Here is an 18956-nt window from a genome sequence, read left to right as displayed (position 1 = left end):
TTGCTGCTGCACGACCCTGCCGAGTCGGACGCGGCTGAAAAGGAGAAGGCCCCGAGATCTCAAGGATCTCGGGGCCTTACTTGTTGCGGGGACAGGATTTGAACCTGCGACCTCCGGGTTATGAGCCCGGCGAGCTACCGAACTGCTCCACCCCGCGGCACGTCTACTAGCCTAACACGGGATTCGGCGCTGGTTAACCACGGGCAAACTGCGCGAGGATGGAGACATGTCCGAGACCGCCGCATTCCCCGTCGCCGTCTGTCAATTCCGCCCCACGGCGTCGCGCGACGAGAATCGTGCCCGGGTCGCGCAGCAGACGGCGGATGCTGCTGCCAGGGGAGCACGCCTTGTCGTGTTCCCGGAGTACTCCAGCTACTTCGTCGATCCGATGGATGCGACGCTGATCGAGAACTCGGAGTCGCTCGATGGAGAATTCGTCCGTACGCTGCAGGCGACGGCATCCGCTCACGGCGTCACGATCATCGCCGGACTCGTGGAGGCGGCAGGGGAGCGGGTGCGCAACACGCTCGTGGCGGTGGATGCCGATGGCGTCCGCGCCACCTACCGGAAGCAGCACCTGTACGACGCGTTCGGACAGACCGAGTCCGACTGGATCGAGGCGGGGGAGCTGGGTGCTCCCGAGACGCTCGAGATCGGCGGCCTGCGCGTCGCGATGATGACCTGCTACGACCTGCGCTTCCCCGAGGTCGCCCGCACGCTCGTGGATGCCGGCGCCGATGTCATCGTCGTTCCCGCGGAGTGGGTGCGCGGCCCACTCAAGGAGCACCACTGGACGACTCTGCTCGCGGCACGCGCGATAGAGAACACGGTCTACGTCGTCGCTGCCGATCATCCGACGCCGATCGGTGTCGGGCACTCGCAGATCATCGATCCGCAGGGGGTCGTGCTCGCAGGTGTGGGCACCGGAGAGGGGCTCGCCGTGGCCGAGCTCACGAAGGATGCCGTCACTCGTGTGCGCGAAGTGAACCCCGTACTGCGGCTTCGCCGCTACGGCGTCACCCCGCGCTGACCCCGCCGCCGCGGTGATCGCCCGCCGCCGCGACAGCCGCCGATGGGAGCTTTTCGCATCCCAGTACCCGCTGTCACGTGCGAAAAGCTCCCATCGACCGCGCCTCGGGCCCCGGATCAGCTGCGGCGAGCGTGAACGGTGCGGGTGAGGAGGCCCAGGAACGCGCTGCGGCCGGTCGTCAGGTCGAGTTCGGTCAGCCGGATCACGACCCATCCGAGCTCTTCCAACCTGCGTTGACGCTGGATGTCGATGCGCCACTGATCGCGGTCGGTGCGATGCCCGTCGCCTTCGTACTCCATCGCGATCTTCAGTTCGGGGTACGCCAGGTCCACGGTCGCCACGAGCCCGCCAGCATCGTCAACGGCGTGTTGCACGACGGGCTCGGGCAAACCTGCGCCGATGATCGCGAGTCGCGTCTGCGTCTCTTTCGGAGAATCGACCCCAGCTCTCGCGAGTTCGAGCGCGTCGCGCATCTTCCGCACTCCGCGGAACGCGCCGAGCGCTTCGATCTGCGAGCGGATGCTGTCGACCGAACAGAACGGACGCACCATCCGCAGACCGGGGTATCGCTGCGACGGGGTGATGATCGCGTCCAGCATCACGATGATCTGCTCGACATTCAGCCGAGGCGCGAGAAGGGCGACCGTTGACACCGGATCCATCGTCTTCAGGCCGCCGACCGAGTAGGTGTACCCGCGGTCTGCGGCGACGCGCCGACCGCTCACGCCCCGCACACGTGGCGGCGAGGCATCTGTCGGAACCGCCACCTGCAACAGTTCGCTCGCCGTCCAATGCCAGGGCAGCGGAAGTCCCCACACCCGAGCGGCTGACACTGCGCAGTACCGATGCGTTTCGCGCATTCGCGGGGCGAAGCTCTCGGCGCTCTGGAGGAAGGTCGCCGGAATCTCCACAGCGCGGATGCCGAGGAACGGGCGATGCAGATCGGCGGCATTCGCCCGGCCTCTGCCGACGCCGGCTGCCGCGGCATCCGACACGTGGAAGACGCCGCCAAGGCGACGGGGCAGGGGCGTGCGGTGGCGCATAGGGCCATACTCACCGCGAGACGATCCGCTGGATGCCGCGTGCGCGAGTTCGGGGGAGAACCACTCTGTCACCGCATCTGTGCAGACAGAGTCATGGGAGCTTTTCGCATCGCCGAACGCCTGACAACGTGCGAGAAACTCCCATCGATCTCATCCCAGGGCAAGCAGGCCCAGGGCAAGCAGGCCGAGGGTGAACAGGGCCCAGGGCAAGCAGCCCAGCCGAGCGGGCCGAGTGCGAACGGGCCGCAGCCTCAGAACTGCGCAGCGGCCAACCGCCCCGCAGCCTCCTCGAGCACCTCGACGCGCTTGCAGGCGGCGAAGCGCACCAGGCCGGAGTAGGCGCCGCGGTGCTCCGCGCTGACGAACGCATCCAACGGGATCGCGACGACGCAGGCCCTGTCCGGCAACGCACGGCAGAAGGCGGCAGCATCCGCTCCGCCCAGAGCCGATGCGTCCGCAACCGTGAAGTATCCACCCTGTGGTGGGATCACCTCGAATCCCGCGTCGCGCAGCCCTGCGCCGAGGATCGCGTGCTTGCGGGCCATAGCAGCCGAGGCATCCGCGAAGAATGCGTCAGGCATCCGCAGACCAACGGCGATCGCCGGTTGAAACGCCGATCCGTTCACGTACGTGAGGTACTGCTTGACGGTCAGCACAGCGGTGATGAGATCAGCGGGGCCGTGAATCCAGCCGATCTTCCAACCTGTGGCCGAGAACGTCTTGCCTCCTGAAGAGATGGTCAGTGTGCGTCCTGCCGCCCCTGGCAGCGTCGCGATCGGTACGTGGGGAGCGGTGAACGTGAGGTGCTCGTACACCTCATCGGTGACGATGACCGCATCATGCCGGTGGGCGAGGCGGACCACTTCGGCCTTGACCTCCGGCGAGAAGACGACTCCGGTCGGGTTGTGCGGATCGTTCACGAGAATGATCCGCGTGCGATCGGTGACGGATGCCGCGAGCACCTCGAGATCCGGCTGGAAATCGGGCAGACGCAGAGGAACGGTGCGCAGCCGCGCACCGGCGAGTGCCACCGCAGCCGCATACGAGTCGTAGTACGGCTCGAAAACGACGACCTCGTCATCGGGCGAGTCGATCAATGCGAGCAGCGTCGCCGTCAGCGCCTCCGTCGCGCCGGCGGTCACGATCACCTCTGTCGCAGGGTCGACCGAAAGCCCGTAGAACCGGCGCTGGTGTTCGCTGATCGCATCGAGCAGGTCGGCGTACCCCCGCCCGGGCGGGTACTGGTTCATCCCTTGCGAGATCGCCTCTCGCGCGGCCTCGAGCACTTCGACAGGGCCGTCCTCATCGGGGAAGCCCTGGCCGAGGTTGATGGCGCCCGTTCTCATCGCGGCCGCAGACATCTCTGCGAAGATGGTGGGCGCGACCGCACCGTCAGGCGAAAGCAGGCCTGCCCCTGCAGCAGTGCGCCGCCAGGCGCCGGGAATAGCACTCATGCAAACCAGGCTAAGGCCATAGCCGACACTCACCGTGACCATAACGAACGCACAGCTACGACCGGCACTCTGAACTTGTTGAAGGAGCAGACCATGAACGAAGACAAGAACACCAACGAGTCCGCGTCGCCCGAGCAGCCTGCGCCGCAGGGGCCGGTCGGCACTGGAGCCGGCCACGACATGCCCGCGTCGTTCGCGTCGCATCATCAGGCGCCGACGCAGTCGTCCCCTCAGGAACCGCAGAGCACGTCGCCCCAGGAACCGCAGCGCACCTCGCCGCAGGGTGCTGCATTCGGCATCCCGGCACCGACGTACCCGGTGCACAGCACAGACGAGACCCGGCCGGTCTTCAGCGAGAGCGGCGCAGGTGCAGCATATGGCGCAGGCGCAGCACACGATGCCGGCACCCACGGTCCCACCGCACCCGTCACGCCGATCGAGACGAAGGCCAAAGAGAAGAAGCCGTTCGGCGCAGGCAAAGTCGCGGCACTCATCGTCGCGGCATCGCTCGTCGGCGGCGCTGCGGGTCTCGGCGGCAGCTACCTCGGCAACAACCTCTGGGCGCAGCCGACCGGTACCACGGCGGCCGGCACCGACACGATCACTGTGAACAACCCCGGCTCGGTGAACGAGACCACGGCGATCGCGACCACGGTGCTGCCATCGGTCGTGACGATCGAGGTCGCCGCCCAGGACGGATCCGGCAGCGGCTCGGGCGTCGTTCTCAGCAAGGACGGCTACGTGCTCACGAACACCCACGTGGTCACCCTCGGTGGTGCTGCCGCTGATCCCGCGATCAGGGTGACAGCATCCGACGGCCGTATCTACGACGCCACGATCGTGGGCACCGACCCGATCTACGACCTCGCGGTCATCAAGCTCGAGGGTGCGGAAGACCTGACTCCGATCGACTTCGCGGACTCGTCCGACCTCAACGTCGGCTCCACCGCTGTCGCCGTGGGGGCACCGCTCGGTCTGTCGAACTCGGTGACCACCGGCATCGTGAGTGCGCTCAACCGCAGCATTCAGATCGCGTCGTCCGCCCTGCCGGACTCGGCAGAGCAGGACAGCCAGGAGGACGGGGGCGAGTCCGAGCAGGAGGGCGGGCCCTTCCAGTTCGACCTTCCCGGCACCGAGACGCAGGGTGCCACGGAGTCGATCTCGATCGCAGTGATCCAGACGGATGCAGCGATCAACCCCGGAAACTCCGGCGGTGCGCTCGTCGACAGCGAGGGCAAGCTCATCGGCATCAACGTCGCCATCGCGACTGCGGGCAGTTCAGAGGAGTCGGGCTCGATCGGCGTCGGCTTCGCGATCCCGTCGAACGTGGCAAAGCGCATCTCTGAGGAGATCATCGAAGACGGCGCGGCGACGCACGGCCTGCTCGGCGCTTCTGTGAGCAACGCCTCCACGGTCGAGGGCGCGGAGGTCGCCGGTGCGTACATCGCCGATGCTCCCGTCGACGGCGGCGCGGCGGAAGCCGCCGGCCTGCGCGAGGGTGACATCGTCACGGCATTCAACGGCGCACCCATCGCAAGCGCGACCGACCTCACTGCACAGGTTCGTGCGGCGGCCGCAGGCAGCGACGCGACACTCACGTATGTCCGTGACGGCAAGTCGTACGACATCGAAGTGACATTGGGAGAGCTCAGCCTCTGACCGAACTCCCGAGCCGGCATGCGTTACCGGATTCACAGAGAAGGACGCCACCCCGCGATAGGCTCGCGGAGTGGCGTCCTTCTCTTTCGGCTCCGGCAATGCGGCCAAGCTCATGCGCATCCCGTTGTATGCCGTCGGAGGAATAGGCACGCTGTTGCTGCCTCGTGGGCGCCGCTGGGTGTTCGGCTGCGGCGCGGGGGTCGGCGACGGTGCACTGGCCCTCTGGCGGGTCGCGACGGCCGAGGGGCACGACGCGGTGTGGCTGACCTCGTCAGCCCGTGAGCGAGCGGATGCTGCGGCACTCGGCATCCCCACGATCTCGAAGTCGTCGCTGCGCGGCTGGTGGGCGACTGCGCGGGCCGAGGTCCTCGTCGTGACGCACGGCCTCGGAGATGTGAACCGTTATGCCGTCTCCGGTGGATTCATCGTGCAACTGTGGCACGGTATTCCGCTCAAGCGCATCGGACTCGATTCGCCCGCGACCACGCAGGTCCCGAACATCCCCGGGGCGGCGCTTCTGCGCCGTCTGGTCGGCTTGCTGTACCGCCGCGCCGCTCAGCGCATCAAGGTGCTGCCGGCCGCGTCGGATCGTTCGCGCGGGCGGCTCGAATCCGCATTCGCACTGGGAGATGCGCGCGTGATCGTCACCGGCGAGCCGCGCGTGGACGTGCTGTCAGCCGGCACCGAGGAAGGGCGGCGGCAGGCGGCATCCGCTCTGCTCGTCGATGCGACTGGCGCCCTGCCCGATGGGGCCCGCGCGCTTCTGTACGCACCGACGTGGCGTGACGGTGCCGATGACGTCGCCGTGCCGACCGCGGCGCAGTGGGTCGGCATCATCGCCCTGCTCGAGAGCCGGAACGCAGTGCTCTTCGTGCGGTCGCATCCGCTCGGAGCCGGCGCCTACCAGCCGCCGCTTCCCAGCGGCCGGGTGCGGATGCTCGGATCCGATCTGATCACCGACATCACCCCTGCGCTGCCGGGTGTCGACGCGCTCATCACCGACTACTCGTCATTGGCATACGACGTCGGGCTTCTGGGAATGCCGGTGCTGTACCTCGCGCCTGACGCAGAAGAGTACGCCCGCACACGTGGGTTCTACGGAAGATACGAAGACGTGGCAGGCGATGACGCGGCGCACGACTGGCCTGCTCTTCTCCGCCAGCTCGAGACGCTGCTCACGGACGACGAGGTGTTCACCGCACGCTCGGCGCGCTCCAGTACGCTCAGCGCACAGGTGCACGAATACCGCGACGGACACAACACCCGTCGTGTGTACAAGGCAATCCGTACGCGGGGGATCCCCGCGCCGAAGGGAGCACGATGACGACTGCCCGGATCGATGAGCAGGCGGAGACGCTGATCATCGCAGGCACCGGTCCCAAGCCGGGCTCGGCGACCCTCGAGGGTGCCCGGGCGCGTGTGTCGGGAAAGGTGACAGGCGGGGGCAAGACCTGGAAGGCGGTCGTTCCGCTTCGCGGCATCCGTTGGACGGGAGATGCTCTGCCATTGCCTTCGGGGTCCTATGCCCTGAACATCGATGGCGTCGAACTCGACGACATCGAAATAGGCTCCGCCCTGCTCGCGAGCATGCGCATCGCGCTGCACGGCGGCCACGTCGAGATCGCAGCGCCGGTCGCACCGATCTATGAGACGAGCGAGGGCCAGTCGACTCTCGAGGAGCGCTACGTCTCGCAGTCCGGCGGTGACGAGAACGCCGTGTTCTTCGAGAGCTTCTACGGGCAGAGTGTCGGCTGCAATCCGCGCGCGATCGACCGCGAGCTCGCGACCAGGGCACCCAGCGTCACCAGATACTGGAGTGTGGTCGACCTGTCGATCGCCGTTCCCGAGGGTGCGATCGCGGTGATCGAGGGCAGCCCGGAGTGGTGGCGCGCCCGAGGTGCCGCACGGCTGCTCGTCGTGAACGACTGGATGCGTCGGCGCTTCGCGCGCAAGAGCGGGCAGAAGGTGCTGCAGACCTGGCACGGGACGCCGCTGAAGCGCCTCGCGCTGCACCGCCGCGGCTTCGATCCGCGACGCATGGCCGCTGTGGTGAAGGAATCGCGTCGGTGGGACGTCCTGCTCGCGCAGAACACCTATTCCGAGCGCATCCTGAAGAAGGCCTACGCGTTCTTCGGCAAGCCGATCTGGACCGACGGTTATCCGCGTAACGATGTGCTCACCACGGATGACGGATCGGCGACGCGCAAGGCGCTGGGCATCGGCGCCGATGAACGGGTGCTGCTGTACGCGCCGACCTGGCGCGATGACCGCAGTGAGATCGTGGACTTCGTCGATCCGCAGCTGCTCGCAGAGCAGACGGATGCCGTGGTGCTGGTCCGCGGTCACTCGCGCACGCTGCGTCCTGGACGCGACCACTCGGGTGCGAGAGTGATCGATGTCACGGGGTACCCGGATACAGCGCGACTGCTGCTCGTCGCTGATGCTCTCATCACCGACTACTCCTCGGTGATGTTCGACTACAGCGTGACCGGCAAGCCGATGTACTTCATGGTTCCCGATCTGGATCACTACCGTGGAGAGCTCCGCGGGTTCTACTTCGACCTCGCCGAGCGCGCGCCCGGTCCGCTGGTGACGACGCAGGACGAGCTCGCCGATGCTCTGATGGATGACACGCTGCCCGGTTTCTTCGCGGAGCGCTATGGCGCGTGGCGGAAGCAGTTCAACGGTCGCGACGATGGCCGCGCTGCGGAGCGCGTCGTCTCCCGGCTGCTGGATCTCGGATTCGTCGACGCGTGACGCACTGCGCCTAGGGAAGCGGCGTGTTCTGAGTGCCGAGGCGCGAGGCGTCGACCGTCCCGCGGGCTCCACGCAGCACACCGACGAGGAACCCTGCGCCCCAAGCCAGATGCATCGTCGGCAGTACGGCGAGAGTCCAGATCCGCTCGCGCGCTGACCTGCCGTCTCCCGGCTGAAGTGCCATCGCGATCACGAGAAGAACGTAGGCGATGAGCGGCAGATAGACGACGGATGCCACGGCAGAAGCGATGCCGGCCAGCACACCGGTCAGCTGCAGCGCAGCCACGATCAGCGCGAGAGTGACGTTCAGCACCAGCGCGGGCGGCGCGAAGAACCGAACGCCGTTGCTGCGCCCGTACCGCCGCACGAGTTCGCCGCGCCAGGCTCCCGTGGCACGGAACTGACGCGCCAGACGCCACCAGCTCTCGCGCGGCCAGTAGGTCACCGAAAGCTGCGGATCGAGCCAGACCTTGTGCCCTGCCTGCCTGATGCGCAGGTTGAGCTCCCAATCCTCTCCGCGACGGATCGACTCGTCGAAGAAGCCCACCTCTTCGAGCACGGAGCGGCGCATGACGCCGAGGTATGCGGACTCGGCCTCACCCTCGTGGGTGGTGCCGTGGTAGGCGCCGCCTCCGAGCCCGATGGGTGAGTTGTACGCCCTGGCCACCGACTTCTGGAAGGGCGTTCGGCCGTCGGCGCGCATGACGCCTCCGACATTGGCGGCACCGGTGCGCCTCAGCGTCGCGAGCGCGCGCTGCGCATAGCCGGGAGACAGTTCGGAGTGCGCATCCACGCGCACGATGGTCGGGTACCGGCTGGCGCGGATCGCGGCGTTGAGACCGACGGGGATGTGGGCGTCGGGGTTGTCCACCAGACGGATGCGGTCGTCGTCCGCTGCGAGACGCCGAGCGAGCTCGGTGGTCCCGTCTGTCGAAGGGCCGAGTGCGAGGACGAGCTCGGCAGGACCGTCCAACTGCTGCTCCAACACGGAGGCGATGGCGTGTTCGAGATAGGCGCGCTCGTTCAGCACGGGCATCACGAAAGACACTCCGTCTGCAGGCGTTGCCGAATCGTTCTCTACCACCCCCCGATCATGTCACGGTGAAACGGGGGCGCCTGCGTACTCTTGACATGTGGGTGCTGTAAAAGATGTCAAGAAGGCGTATCGCATGCTGCGCAAGGCGATGCGCTCACGCTCGGCGGTGCAGCGCGTCAGGCGCACCCTCGAGACGCGTCCTCCGCATCCCGAGGGGCACTACAAGATCGCCGTGTACTTCGCCGACGGCGCGGTCAACATGTATCAGATGCGCCAGTGGTACCGGCCGCTCGCCGAACTCGAGAAGCTCTGGCCAGTGGTCGTGCTCGCCCGCAACGCGATCGGCGCAGAGAAGCTGATCGCCGAGGATGCACCACCGGTCGCCTTCGTCCCGACGGTGCGAGACCTCGAGCACTTCATCCGGGATCAGGACATCCGCATCGTTCTGTACGTGAACCAGAACACTCGCAACTTCCAGATGTTCCGCTACGGTCGCCGCTGGCACGTGTTCATCAACCACGGCGAGTCCGACAAGATGTACATGACCACCAACCAATACAAGGCGTACGACTACGCGCTGGTGGCCGGTCAGGCAGCGCGTGACCGGCTGTCTCGCACGCTGTGGGACTTCGACATCGACCGCCGTACCATCGAGATCGGCCGCCCGCAGGCCGATCACTTCTCAGGCACGTTGCCGTACACGCCTGACGAGCGCACTGTCGTGCTGTACGCGCCGACGTGGGAGGGCGATCGCCCCAGCGCGCACTACGGGTCGATCGTCACGCACGGCGAAACCCTCGTGAATGCGCTGCTCTCCACCGGAACGCATCGGGTGATCTATCGCCCCCACCCGCGCAGCGGCGTGGTGGATGACGAGTACGGTGCCGCCCATCGACGCATCATCGCTGCGATCGCAGCGGCCAACAATGCGGATCCCGGCGCGACACACGTCTACGACGACGGTCCGGAGCTCGGCTGGCAGCTCGCAGCCGCCGACGTCGCCATCGTCGACATCTCGGCGATGGTCTACGACCGTCTCGCAGCGGGGAAGCCGCTCATGATCACCCGCCCGGTCGACGAGCAGGCATCGGTCGACAGGAGCGGATATCTCTCCGACTGCGAGTGGCTGACGGCGGATGCTGCGGCAGATGTCGTACGCGAGATCGCGCGCGTCCGCGGCGACTCTGATGCCGTCAAACGGCTGCACATGTGGGTGCAGCACTACTTCGGGGATACGACGCCCGGCGTCGCCACTGCGAAATTCCACGCTGCGATCGAGCAGCTGATGGGTGAGTGGGACGAGTGGCGCATTCGCGAGATGGGCGCGATCAAGCCCGATGAGGACGACGACGACGAAGAAGACAAGGACGAAGAGCTGCACGGCTGAGCCCTGATCGGTGCTGCTCCGTAGACTGGCCGGCATGCACTTCCCACAGGCCGAAACCGTGGCATCCCGCTTCGAGGTGCTCGACGAGTCCGCATCGACGAATGCGGCGTTGCGTGCGCTTTCCTCTGACTCGGTGGCGTGGCCGCACCTGTCGGTGCTCCTCACCGACAATCAGACCGCGGGCCGGGGGAGACTGGATCGCTCGTGGGTGGCGCCGGCCGGCTCTGCCCTGGCGATCTCGGTTCTGCTGCGCGAGCTGCCGACCGCTTCCGAGCTGACCGGCTGGATTCCGCTCATCGCCGGAGTGGCGATGTCGCACGCCGTCGCCGCTCAGCTCCCGGAGCAAGAAGTCTGCGTGAAGTGGCCGAACGATGTTCTGGTGGACGGGCGGAAGATCTGCGGCATCCTCGCCGAATCGACCGGAACCGCCGTGATCGTCGGCGCCGGCGTCAACACCGCGATGACGCATCAGCAGCTTCCGGTGCCCACGGCCACGTCGTTCGCGGTGCTCGGCGAGGAGGCCGATGCCGATCTGCTCGTCGCCGCGTACGTGCGGCGGCTGGACGATCTCGTGTCGTCCCTCGCGACATGGGGGGATGCCGTGCGCAGCGGCGTGCACGCCGCCGTCTCGGCGCAGTGCGCCAGTCTCGGGCGAGAGGTCGACGTGTCGCTGCCGGACGGCGAGGTGCTGCACGGCACTGCGCTGCGTCTCGAACCAGACGGCCGACTCTGCGTCGTCAGCGAGGGCACGGAACATCTGATCGCCGCAGGCGATGTGGTCCACGCGCGATTGACGTGAGCGGCTGCCCGACACGCTGAGCGGACGCCAGGCGGACACGCCGCCTCTTGGCAGGCGATGTCCGAGGTGCCAGGCACAATGGAGGTGTGACCCAGCCCGTGACACTCGGAGGCCGGCCGATGATGCCGCCGCCAGGCTCACCAGCCGAAGAGCTCCTCATCGCGCGTTTTCGTGGGCACGCCCGCGCGCTGTTCTGGTCGGCGCTGCTGCTCATCGTCGTTTCGGGAGGCACGGCCTTCTTCTATGGGAATCTGCCCCCCGAATTCGAGAACTGGATGCTTCTCGCCGCCGCTGCGGCATTGGTGCTGTTCGGCGTGCTGATTCCCTTCATGATCTGGGCGTCACGGAGCTACACCGTCACGACCAGGCGCGTGGTCGTGCGCGAGGGGATCGGCGCGCGCAAGAGTCGAGAGATGTCGCACGTGCGCGGGTACACCATCGGCGTCCGCCGCGGCATGGTGCAGCGCATGTGGGGCGCGGGGACCATCACGCTCTCGAACGGGGTCGACACACCCCTGCGCCTCGTGAACGTACCCAACGTCACGCTCATACACGAGGCGCTCGCCGATCAGATCGAGGTGAACCAGATCCTGGCTCACCGTGATGCGCAGTCGATGTCTGAGCACGACGCCGATCGTTGACCGCGCCGTAGGCGAGTCGAAACGTCCACGCCATGCGCGAGAATGGATGCAACGAACGGAGATCTCTATGGCGTTGCGTGTGGGCGTGATCGGTGGCGGACAGCTGGCGCGGATGATGATCGCTCCGGCGGTCGAGCTCGGCCTCGAACTTCGAGTGCTCGCCGAGGACGAGGGCATGTCGGCGCGCCTGGCGGCGACCGCGGTGGGGGATTACCGCGATCTCGACACCGTGCGCGCGTTCGCGAAAGACGTCGACGTCGTGACTTTCGACCACGAGCACGTGCCGCAGGAGGTCCTGCGGGCGCTCGTCGAGGAAGGCGTCGCCGTGCACCCGGGGCCGGATGCTCTGCAGTTCGCGCAGGACAAGCTGGTGATGCGTAAGCGTCTCACCGAGCTCGGGGTGCCGCAGCCGGATTGGGCCGCTGTTCGCAACGTCGACGAACTGCAGGCGTTCCTGGACGACCACGGCGGCAGGGCTGTCGTGAAGACTCCGCGCGGCGGTTACGACGGCAAGGGTGTGCGTGTCGTACGCAGTGCGGAGGACGCATCGGACTGGTTCGACGCCGTCGCAGCCGAGTCGGCGTCCGGTGGCGATGCGCTGCTCGTCGAAGAACTCGTCTCATTCGCACGGGAGCTCGCCCAGCAGGTCGCACGCCGCCCGAGCGGACAGATGGTCGCGTACCCGGTCGTCGAGACCGTGCAGCGCGACGGGGTCTGCGCCGAGGTGCTCGCCCCGGCGCCAGGCGCGAGCGAGCGGCTCTCGCGCGTGGCGGAGGAGATCGGACGAGAGATCGCAGAGGGCCTCGGTGTGACCGGGATGCTGGCGGTCGAGCTGTTCGAGACCGACGACGATCGCATCCTGGTCAACGAACTCGCGATGCGCCCGCACAACAGCGGCCACTGGAGCCAGGACGGCGCTGTCACGGGGCAGTTCGAGCAGCATCTGCGCGCCGTGGCAGATCTCCCGCTCGGCGACGTGTCGCCGCGCGCGCCGTGGTCGGTGATGGTGAACATCCTCGGTGGCCCGACCGAAGGCACGTTCGAAGACCGCTTCGATGCGGCGATGACCGAGCAGCCCGCGGCGAAGATCCACACCTACGGCAAAGCGGCACGCCCAGGTCGCAAGGTCGGGCACGTGAACGTGGCAGGGGATGACCTTGACGACGTGGTCTACATCGCGCGCGCCGCGGCGGCGCACTTCGCCTGAGGAGCCATGCTCGGCTGTCCGGCTGAGGACCGTGACTCCGCCCGGGCAGCAGGTCGAAGGGCGCGCCGTTCAGCAGAACTCAGGGGAGCAGAAAGTACCCTGGTGTGGTGACTGAGCCTCTGCACTCTTCCGCTGCGCCCGTCGTCGGCGTCGTGATGGGATCCGACTCCGACTGGCGCGTGATGAGCGATGCCTCGCAGGCCCTCACCGAATTCGGTGTCGCCCACGAGGTCGAGGTGGTCTCAGCGCACCGCACACCCGACAAGATGATGCAGTACGCGCGCGAAGCGCGGAGCAGGGGCATTCGCGTCATCATCGCAGGTGCGGGGGGAGCAGCGCACCTGCCCGGCATGCTCGCATCGATGACTCCGCTCCCCGTTGTCGGAGTGCCCGTGCCGCTCGCATACCTCGACGGGATGGACTCGCTGCTCTCGATCGTGCAGATGCCGGCCGGCATCCCGGTCGCCACCGTGTCCATCGGCGGCGCTCGCAACGCCGGCATCCTCGCCACGCGCATTCTCGGCGCGTCGGATCCCGCGATAGCCGATCGACTCGAGGACTATGCCAGGACGCTCGAGTCCCAGGTCGCTGAGAAGAACGAACGGCTGAAGGACTCCCTGTGACGATCGCCGCTCCGAGCGCGGTGAAGCGGAGCGGACGCCGGGTGATCGAGACCCGCCCGCTGCGTCACCCTGATGCGGCTGACCCCGCTTTCATGGGCCGCCGCGGCTGGTGGCTCGTCCTGATGAACGTGCTGGTTCCCGGTTCAGCTCAGGTGCTCGCAGGCGGTAATCGCCGACTGGGCCGCATCGGCCTGGGCGCGACGCTGCTCAGCTGGTTCCTCGTCGTGGTCGCGGTCGGTTCCGCGCTGTTCCTGCGTCCCATGCTCATCTCGGTGGTGACGAACTGGTTCGCGTTGACCCTGCTCCAGGTCCTGTTCGTCGCGTACGCGGTGCTGTGGATCGTTTTGACCTTCGATACGCTGCGCCTCGTGCGCCTGGTCAAGGTTCCCCCGATCTCTCGCCTGGCGATTCCGGTCGTCGCGCTGATCATCGTGGGGCTGCTCGGCGGTGGCGCCGGCTACGCGGCCACGGTCGCAGGCTCCAGCAAGGGCGCGATCGATGACATCTTCGGTCAGAGTGGACCGAGCGTCGAGCCCAGCGAGGGCTACTACAACATCCTGCTGCTCGGCGCAGACAGCGGCGATGGGCGCGACTCGATGCGGTTCGACAGCCTCTCGGTGGTGTCTGTCAACGCCACAACCGGCGCGACGACGATATTCGGGATTCCGCGGGAGCTCCCCAATGCGCCGTTCAGCGAGGGCAGCCCGATGCAGGCGCTGTACCCGAATGGATTCGAGGGGCACTCGTCGTCGACGTGCGGGTGGAACGGCTGGATGAACCACATCCGCTATGCGGCCGAGGTCTGTCGCGATGACGAGGGTGCCGAGCTGTATCCGGATGCCGCGGCGCATGGCTCCGCGCCGGGCATCGAGGCGACGAAGGATGCTGCGGAAGGGATTCTCGGCATCGAGATCCCGTATTACATCTTCATCGATATGAACGGCTTCGCCGCGATGATCGATGCGCTCGGCGGGATCGACATCAACGTCACCGAGCGGCTGCCGAAGGGCGGACCTCCTGAGGGCTGGACCGGCAGTGACGTCAACGAATGGGCGATCGGGTGGATCGAGCCCGGACAGCAGCACATGAACGGCGACACCGCCCAGTGGTACGCCCGCTCGCGGTACACGACCAGCGACTGGGATCGCATGGAGCGCCAGCGGCAGCTCCAGATCGCGATCCTCGATCAGTTCACCCCCGAGAATGTGCTCACCAGGTTCAACGACATCGCCTCTGCGGGAACGGTGCTCGTCGACACCGACCTGCCCAAGGACAAGCTCTCGGAGTTCTTCGATCTGATGTTGAAGGCCAAGGAGCAGACGGTCACGTCGATCGAGCTCGTGCCGGAGACCGGCGTCGACGAGTTCGAGCCCGACTACGCGTTCGTCCGCGATCTTGCGCAGCAGACGCTGCATCCTCCGACCGAGACGCCAGCGCCCACGCCCTGATCGGCCACCGGACGGACCGCATGCGGAGCGGCTCACTGCCCATCACACACGAGTGTGGTGATGGGCAGCGGGCCCGCCGGTCTGCACCGGCTGACACCGGACGACGACAGTCGGAGGGGGAGGGACCGCCGCCGCCCGGCGAGTAGATCACCGCGAGATGCGGTGACCCGATCTACGACCGCCTGCGGCGCGCCACCCCCGTCGCCACGAGCAGTCCCCCGGCTGCAAGGGCGACAAGGCCGCCGCCGATCACCACCGGCGGCACTGCGCCGCCGGTGGCTGCGAGCGCGAGTTCGCCGGTCTGCGGCGCCTCGGCGCCCGCGGGCGCAGCCGCGGGGTCGTGGTCGTGGTCGCAGCCCGCAGCAGCGTCATGCGCGTGCGCCACCGTGATCACCGCGGTGTACGAGCGCGTGCCGCTGAATGCGATGGAGTAGTTGCCCTCCCCATCGGCGGGTGGACTGAACGACAGCTCCATCGCACCTTCGGCGCTCGCGACATTGCCCGAGTACGATGCGTCCGCCGCTTTCGCGCCGGAGACTCCGACAGACACGTTCTCGCCTGGCTGGAAGTAGCCGGGCTCGAACACGACGGTCGATTCTCCACAGACGTCGACGACAGGAGTATCGACGAGCACACTCGGAGGCTCGGCGTACGAGTCTCCCGGTGCAGCAGAGGCGGCAGCCGGTGCGGCAAGCACCAGCGCGCCAGCGGTCAGGCTGATTGCAGCCAGTTTCTTCAGCATGATTCTCCCCCAGAGAGATACACGCGGAATCGCATCCGAACACACCCCTGCGTTCGACTGCGTGGACTCTTCCTGCCCCCACGGCAGAAATGCAGAGTCCGATATTCCCCAGTGAAGATGACATTAGCTCATGGTCGAACGATTTGTCACTAGTCGCAGGTGAATTCCGCGCGTGCCGTCTCAGGGGTGTCGATCATGGGGGTGTGCTGCACTCTGGTCAGGCGGTCGCCCGCCCCTGTGCCGATGAAGGAGACCGTGACCGTGGTGGACTCGCCTGGCGCGAGGAGCACGTCGTGCTGCACGACGTTGCGGGTGCCGAGAAGGGCGGTCTGGACGCCTTCTTCCTCACCATCACGGTCGACCGCCTGCACTGTGGCGCCCTCTGGGCCGTAGATCGCGATCAGCGTGCGCACGCTGCCGGCTTCGACTCCGAAGACCCCGTTCCCGGTCACATAGGCGGGTAGGGTCTCTGCGGCGTCTGCGGGCGCATCGTTCGTCCAGGTCACTCGCACCTGGGTCGTCGGCTCGCCTCGGCACTCGCCGACGGCGGTGCGGATGACGGCGTCCGTGTAGAAGTTCATCTTTCCGCCGGTCGTGTCGTTGAAGAGCACGCCCACGTACGGGCCCCGCGGACCGTCCACCGGAAGCGCTCCGCCGAGCGTCGACGCTGCGAGCATCTCTTCTTCTTCGGGGTGCGCGCTCCAGATCCGGATGCGATCCTCGTCTGAGGACGCTGCGATCGCCCCGATCAGCTGCTGAGGCTGTCCGCTGCTGAGCGCGGCAGCGAAGAGCGCGTTCGCGGCTTCCGCGAACACGACGTCCTGCTGCAGGGGGTCCGCGTACGTCGCATAGATCTCGGACAGCAGGATCGGCAGGATCGTGTCGGAGGTCGCCGTGAACGGGCCGAACGTCAAGTCGCCGGTGGCATCGATCAGATGCTCGGCGACGACGGCGTCGACCGCGACGACGCCGTCGACACTCTCTCCGAACTGCTGCTCCCAGCGCAGGGCGATCATCGCCCCGGCCTCGGTGAAGTCGGGGATGCTCGTGATGTTCTGGATGTGACGGCCCGGGCCGTCTCCGAAGAGCGCGATCGTCGAGTCACTCAGCGGCAGTGGCTCTGCCAGCGCAGGGAAGTCGCCGGTGAAGGCCTGCTTGACGATGCTGATCGAGCCCTCGTCGGCGCGAAGCAGCGCAAGGGATCCCACGATGCCACCGTCGGATCGCAGTTCGGCGCTGTTCTGCATCGCGAGGACGTACGTGCGAGGCTCGTCGGCGCCGAGCATCGGAGGCAGCAGGACGGCGGCGCCGTGGAGAGCGCCGACGACCGTTGCGGCTTCTGTCACGACGTCACGCATCTCGCGGACAGCATCCGCCAACGGAGGGAGCGCTGCGTCGGCATCGATCTGCTGCGCCTGCGTCTCTGCAGCGCTGAGCGTCGCGCTCGCGGCAGCGAGCGGCGCCTCCACGCCTGCGAGGGGAGCCAGGTCGATCGTCGAACCCGTGAAGCCGAAACTCGCGAGGTCGATGTCACCCGCTATCGCGAGGACAGGACTGACGGCATCCGATGCGATGTCGTCCGCGACCTCGGCGACTTCACGCACCGCGGTGAAGTTCGCGCCCAACCACGGGACGAACTCGAATCCGCGCCAGACAGGGTCAGAGGTGAGATCGCGGGCCGAAGCGGCGTGCTGGGCAACGCGGGGAGCGATCAGAGCGGCACGCTCGAGGTCGCCGTCCGCGATCGAGGAGCGCATCTGAGAGGCCGAGTTCGCGACGCTCTGCAGTTCGCTCACTGCGCTGACGCCTCGGATGACCACCCACCCGGTCGCGAGCACGAGGAAGGCGACAAGCGCGCCGATGACCCATCGGATCCACCGACGCTGCACTGGAAGTCGACCGTCGCTCACCCCAGCATTCAAGCATGGACCGGCGTCACTCACGGGTTTTTTCGCCGCCGAGGTTACTCTTTGGATATGGGTGCCAAGTTGCGTGTCGTTCTCGACCAGATCACGCAGATCGTCGACGCGGATCAGGCAGCCGCAGCTCTGGACCTGGCCACCGGACTGATCGCCACCACGCCGACGGACTGCACCGTCGAGGCCATCGTTCCCGCCGGGGGAGCGGCAGATCTGCCCGGGCTCGCAGGTACGCGCGTGCTGCCGCTGGCGCGGCGCGAGCTCGCGGGATCGTGGCAGCTGGGGATCGTTCCTGGCGTAGGCGGCGGCCTCATTCACGCGCCGACGCTCATGGCGCCGTTGGTGAAGCACGATCGCCTGCACGACGATGACCAGGTCGCTGTCACCATATGGGATCTGCGTGCGTGGGAGGCGCCAGAGCTGCTGTCGAAAGGCACCGTCGCCTGGCAACGCGGGATGCTGCGTCGCGCGGCCAGGCACGCGGATGTCGTGGTCGTCCCGTCCCACGCGATGGCGGAGCGGATCATGTCGTTCGCGAAGCTCGGGGATCGGGTGCGCGTGATCGCCGGCGCAGCGCCAGAAGGATTCGCAGTCCCGGTCGACGCCACTGAGCGGAGAGCCACTCTTACCCTGCCGGAGCGTTACGTCGTGCTCACCGGCTCGGCGAAGAGTCTCGAGCACGGTTTCCGGGCCGCTGCAGCAGCTGATGTCGATGCTGTCGTGGTCGATGCCGCCGAAGGCGCGGAGCCGCAGCTTGCTGAGGTCGCATCCGCCGTCGGCCTGCCCGAGCGCAGAGCGCACATTCGAGGCAAGCTCGGCCCTGAGGATCGTGCGGCTCTGCTTGCCGGGGCGACTGCTCTCGTGGCGACGAGTGACCTTTCCGCCTGGCCGTGGCGTGCGATGGAGGCGATGACGTTGAGCGTTCCGCTTCTGGCGGTCGACAGCGGTGTGCACCGCGATGTCATCGCCGAAGGTGGTGCGCTGGTCGCGTCGGAGGAGCTCTCTGATGCGCTGACGGATGCCGTGGGAACCGGGGCGGAACGCCTCGGCGTGCTGGCGGGGGACAGGGCACGTGCGTTCTCGTGGGCGAGTTCGGCCGAGCGCGTCTGGTCGCTGCACGCAGATCTCTGATCTCTCCGCACGGGCGATCCGTGAGCCTGGCGAAGGCCTGCGAATTCGCGCGACACGCCGCATTCTTAGGTGGATTCTCT

General features: G+C 67.2%; 16 protein-coding genes and 1 tRNA gene. 11 read left to right on the top strand and 6 right to left on the bottom strand.

Going from position 1 to position 18956, the window contains the following annotated elements:
• Positions 1-83: 83 nt before the first annotated feature.
• Positions 84-157 (bottom strand) — tRNA-Met (locus ACP7AR_RS06850).
• A gap of 69 nt (positions 158-226) precedes the next feature.
• Between ACP7AR_RS06850 and ACP7AR_RS06845 the strand changes: the two genes are divergently transcribed.
• Positions 227-1030, top strand: coding sequence for a carbon-nitrogen hydrolase family protein (locus ACP7AR_RS06845; protein WP_426184048.1), 804 nt, complete (start codon positions 227-229; stop codon positions 1028-1030).
• A gap of 116 nt (positions 1031-1146) precedes the next feature.
• Here the strand turns inward: ACP7AR_RS06845 and ACP7AR_RS06840 are convergent, their stop codons facing one another.
• Positions 1147-2073, bottom strand: coding sequence for a hypothetical protein (locus ACP7AR_RS06840; protein WP_426184046.1), 927 nt, complete (start codon positions 2071-2073; stop codon positions 1147-1149).
• Between the two features lie 251 nt (positions 2074-2324).
• Entirely contained in the window at positions 2325-3527 is a 1203-nt protein-coding gene (locus tag ACP7AR_RS06835) for an aminotransferase class I/II-fold pyridoxal phosphate-dependent enzyme (protein WP_426184044.1), read from the bottom strand.
• A 93-nt stretch (positions 3528-3620) separates the two neighbouring features.
• Here ACP7AR_RS06835 and ACP7AR_RS06830 point away from each other — a divergent pair, with 93 nt between their 5' ends.
• The 3 genes from ACP7AR_RS06830 (at position 3621) to ACP7AR_RS06820 (ending at position 7943) form a co-directional block, all read left to right on the top strand.
• A complete protein-coding gene (locus ACP7AR_RS06830; protein WP_426184042.1) occupies positions 3621-5186 on the top strand; it encodes a S1C family serine protease in 1566 nt (521 codons plus the stop codon).
• Positions 5187-5256: 70 nt separating this feature from the next.
• On the top strand, positions 5257-6510 hold the full coding sequence (locus ACP7AR_RS06825; RefSeq protein ID WP_426184040.1) for a CDP-glycerol glycerophosphotransferase family protein: 1254 nt from the start codon (positions 5257-5259) through the stop codon (positions 6508-6510).
• Positions 6507-7943 (top strand): CDP-glycerol glycerophosphotransferase family protein, encoded by a 1437-nt coding sequence (locus ACP7AR_RS06820; RefSeq protein WP_426184038.1) that lies wholly within the window; start codon positions 6507-6509, stop codon positions 7941-7943. Before ACP7AR_RS06825 ends, ACP7AR_RS06820 begins: the two co-directional genes overlap by 4 nt.
• A gap of 10 nt (positions 7944-7953) precedes the next feature.
• Here the strand turns inward: ACP7AR_RS06820 and ACP7AR_RS06815 are convergent, their stop codons facing one another.
• The gene (locus ACP7AR_RS06815) at positions 7954-8979 is read right to left on the bottom strand and encodes a glycosyltransferase family 2 protein (protein WP_426187670.1); all 1026 of its coding nucleotides are present in this window, start codon (positions 8977-8979) and stop codon (positions 7954-7956) included.
• A gap of 97 nt (positions 8980-9076) precedes the next feature.
• On the opposite strand from ACP7AR_RS06815, the gene ACP7AR_RS06810 reads away from it, so the two are divergent.
• The 6 genes from ACP7AR_RS06810 (at position 9077) to ACP7AR_RS06785 (ending at position 15084) form a co-directional block, all read left to right on the top strand.
• Positions 9077-10366 (top strand): CDP-glycerol glycerophosphotransferase family protein, encoded by a 1290-nt coding sequence (locus tag ACP7AR_RS06810; RefSeq protein ID WP_426184036.1) that lies wholly within the window; start codon positions 9077-9079, stop codon positions 10364-10366.
• 34 nt (positions 10367-10400) lie between these two features.
• Entirely contained in the window at positions 10401-11165 is a 765-nt protein-coding gene (locus ACP7AR_RS06805) for a biotin--[acetyl-CoA-carboxylase] ligase (protein ID WP_426184034.1), read from the top strand.
• Between the two features lie 86 nt (positions 11166-11251).
• The gene (locus ACP7AR_RS06800) at positions 11252-11806 is read left to right on the top strand and encodes a PH domain-containing protein (protein WP_426184032.1); all 555 of its coding nucleotides are present in this window, start codon (positions 11252-11254) and stop codon (positions 11804-11806) included.
• A gap of 67 nt (positions 11807-11873) precedes the next feature.
• Positions 11874-13013 carry a 5-(carboxyamino)imidazole ribonucleotide synthase gene (locus tag ACP7AR_RS06795; protein WP_426184030.1) on the top strand — a complete coding sequence of 380 codons (1140 nt, stop codon included), beginning with the start codon at positions 11874-11876 and terminating at the stop codon, positions 13011-13013.
• Positions 13014-13168: 155 nt separating this feature from the next.
• Entirely contained in the window at positions 13169-13636 is a 468-nt protein-coding gene (gene purE / locus ACP7AR_RS06790; protein WP_426187668.1) for a 5-(carboxyamino)imidazole ribonucleotide mutase, read from the top strand.
• Positions 13633-15084 (top strand): LCP family protein, encoded by a 1452-nt coding sequence (locus tag ACP7AR_RS06785; protein WP_426184028.1) that lies wholly within the window; start codon positions 13633-13635, stop codon positions 15082-15084. Before purE ends, ACP7AR_RS06785 begins: the two co-directional genes overlap by 4 nt.
• A 172-nt stretch (positions 15085-15256) precedes the next feature.
• Here ACP7AR_RS06785 and ACP7AR_RS06780 read toward each other — a convergent pair whose 3' ends face one another.
• Together ACP7AR_RS06780 and ACP7AR_RS06775 are read right to left on the bottom strand one after the other, a co-directional pair.
• Positions 15257-15826 carry a hypothetical protein gene (locus ACP7AR_RS06780; protein WP_426184026.1) on the bottom strand — a complete coding sequence of 190 codons (570 nt, stop codon included), beginning with the start codon at positions 15824-15826 and terminating at the stop codon, positions 15257-15259.
• A 149-nt stretch (positions 15827-15975) separates the two neighbouring features.
• Positions 15976-17736, bottom strand: a complete 1761-nt coding sequence (locus ACP7AR_RS06775) for a DUF4012 domain-containing protein (protein WP_426184024.1) — start codon at positions 17734-17736, stop codon at positions 15976-15978.
• Between the two features lie 66 nt (positions 17737-17802).
• Between ACP7AR_RS06775 and ACP7AR_RS06770 the strand changes: the two genes are divergently transcribed.
• On the top strand, positions 17803-18876 hold the full coding sequence (locus ACP7AR_RS06770) for a glycosyltransferase (protein ID WP_426184022.1): 1074 nt from the start codon (positions 17803-17805) through the stop codon (positions 18874-18876).
• Positions 18877-18956: the final 80 nt, after the last annotated feature.

The sequence above is a fragment of the Microbacterium sp. TWP3-1-2b2 genome, assembly GCF_049896145.1.
In the GTDB taxonomy this organism is placed as follows: domain Bacteria; phylum Actinomycetota; class Actinomycetes; order Actinomycetales; family Microbacteriaceae; genus Microbacterium.
The sequence above is the reverse complement of the archived record's forward strand: the minus strand, read 5'-3'. Positions and strand labels throughout refer to the sequence as shown.

Excerpts from the sequence above, each read along its gene's own strand:
- ACP7AR_RS06845 (WP_426184048.1), top strand. The coding sequence starts at position 227 with ATGTCCGAGACCGCCGCATTCCCCGTCGCCGTCTGTCAATTCCGCCCC.
- ACP7AR_RS06840 (WP_426184046.1), bottom strand. The coding sequence starts at position 2,073 with ATGCGCCACCGCACGCCCCTGCCCCGTCGCCTTGGCGGCGTCTTCCAC.
- ACP7AR_RS06835 (WP_426184044.1), bottom strand. The coding sequence starts at position 3,527 with ATGAGTGCTATTCCCGGCGCCTGGCGGCGCACTGCTGCAGGGGCAGGC.
- ACP7AR_RS06830 (WP_426184042.1), top strand. The coding sequence starts at position 3,621 with ATGAACGAAGACAAGAACACCAACGAGTCCGCGTCGCCCGAGCAGCCT.
- ACP7AR_RS06820 (WP_426184038.1), top strand. The coding sequence starts at position 6,507 with ATGACGACTGCCCGGATCGATGAGCAGGCGGAGACGCTGATCATCGCA.
- ACP7AR_RS06815 (WP_426187670.1), bottom strand. The coding sequence starts at position 8,979 with ATGCCCGTGCTGAACGAGCGCGCCTATCTCGAACACGCCATCGCCTCC.
- ACP7AR_RS06805 (WP_426184034.1), top strand. The coding sequence starts at position 10,401 with ATGCACTTCCCACAGGCCGAAACCGTGGCATCCCGCTTCGAGGTGCTC.
- ACP7AR_RS06795 (WP_426184030.1), top strand. The coding sequence starts at position 11,874 with ATGGCGTTGCGTGTGGGCGTGATCGGTGGCGGACAGCTGGCGCGGATG.
- purE (WP_426187668.1), top strand. The coding sequence starts at position 13,169 with ATGGGATCCGACTCCGACTGGCGCGTGATGAGCGATGCCTCGCAGGCC.
- ACP7AR_RS06780 (WP_426184026.1), bottom strand. The coding sequence starts at position 15,826 with ATGCTGAAGAAACTGGCTGCAATCAGCCTGACCGCTGGCGCGCTGGTG.
- ACP7AR_RS06770 (WP_426184022.1), top strand. The coding sequence starts at position 17,803 with ATGGGTGCCAAGTTGCGTGTCGTTCTCGACCAGATCACGCAGATCGTC.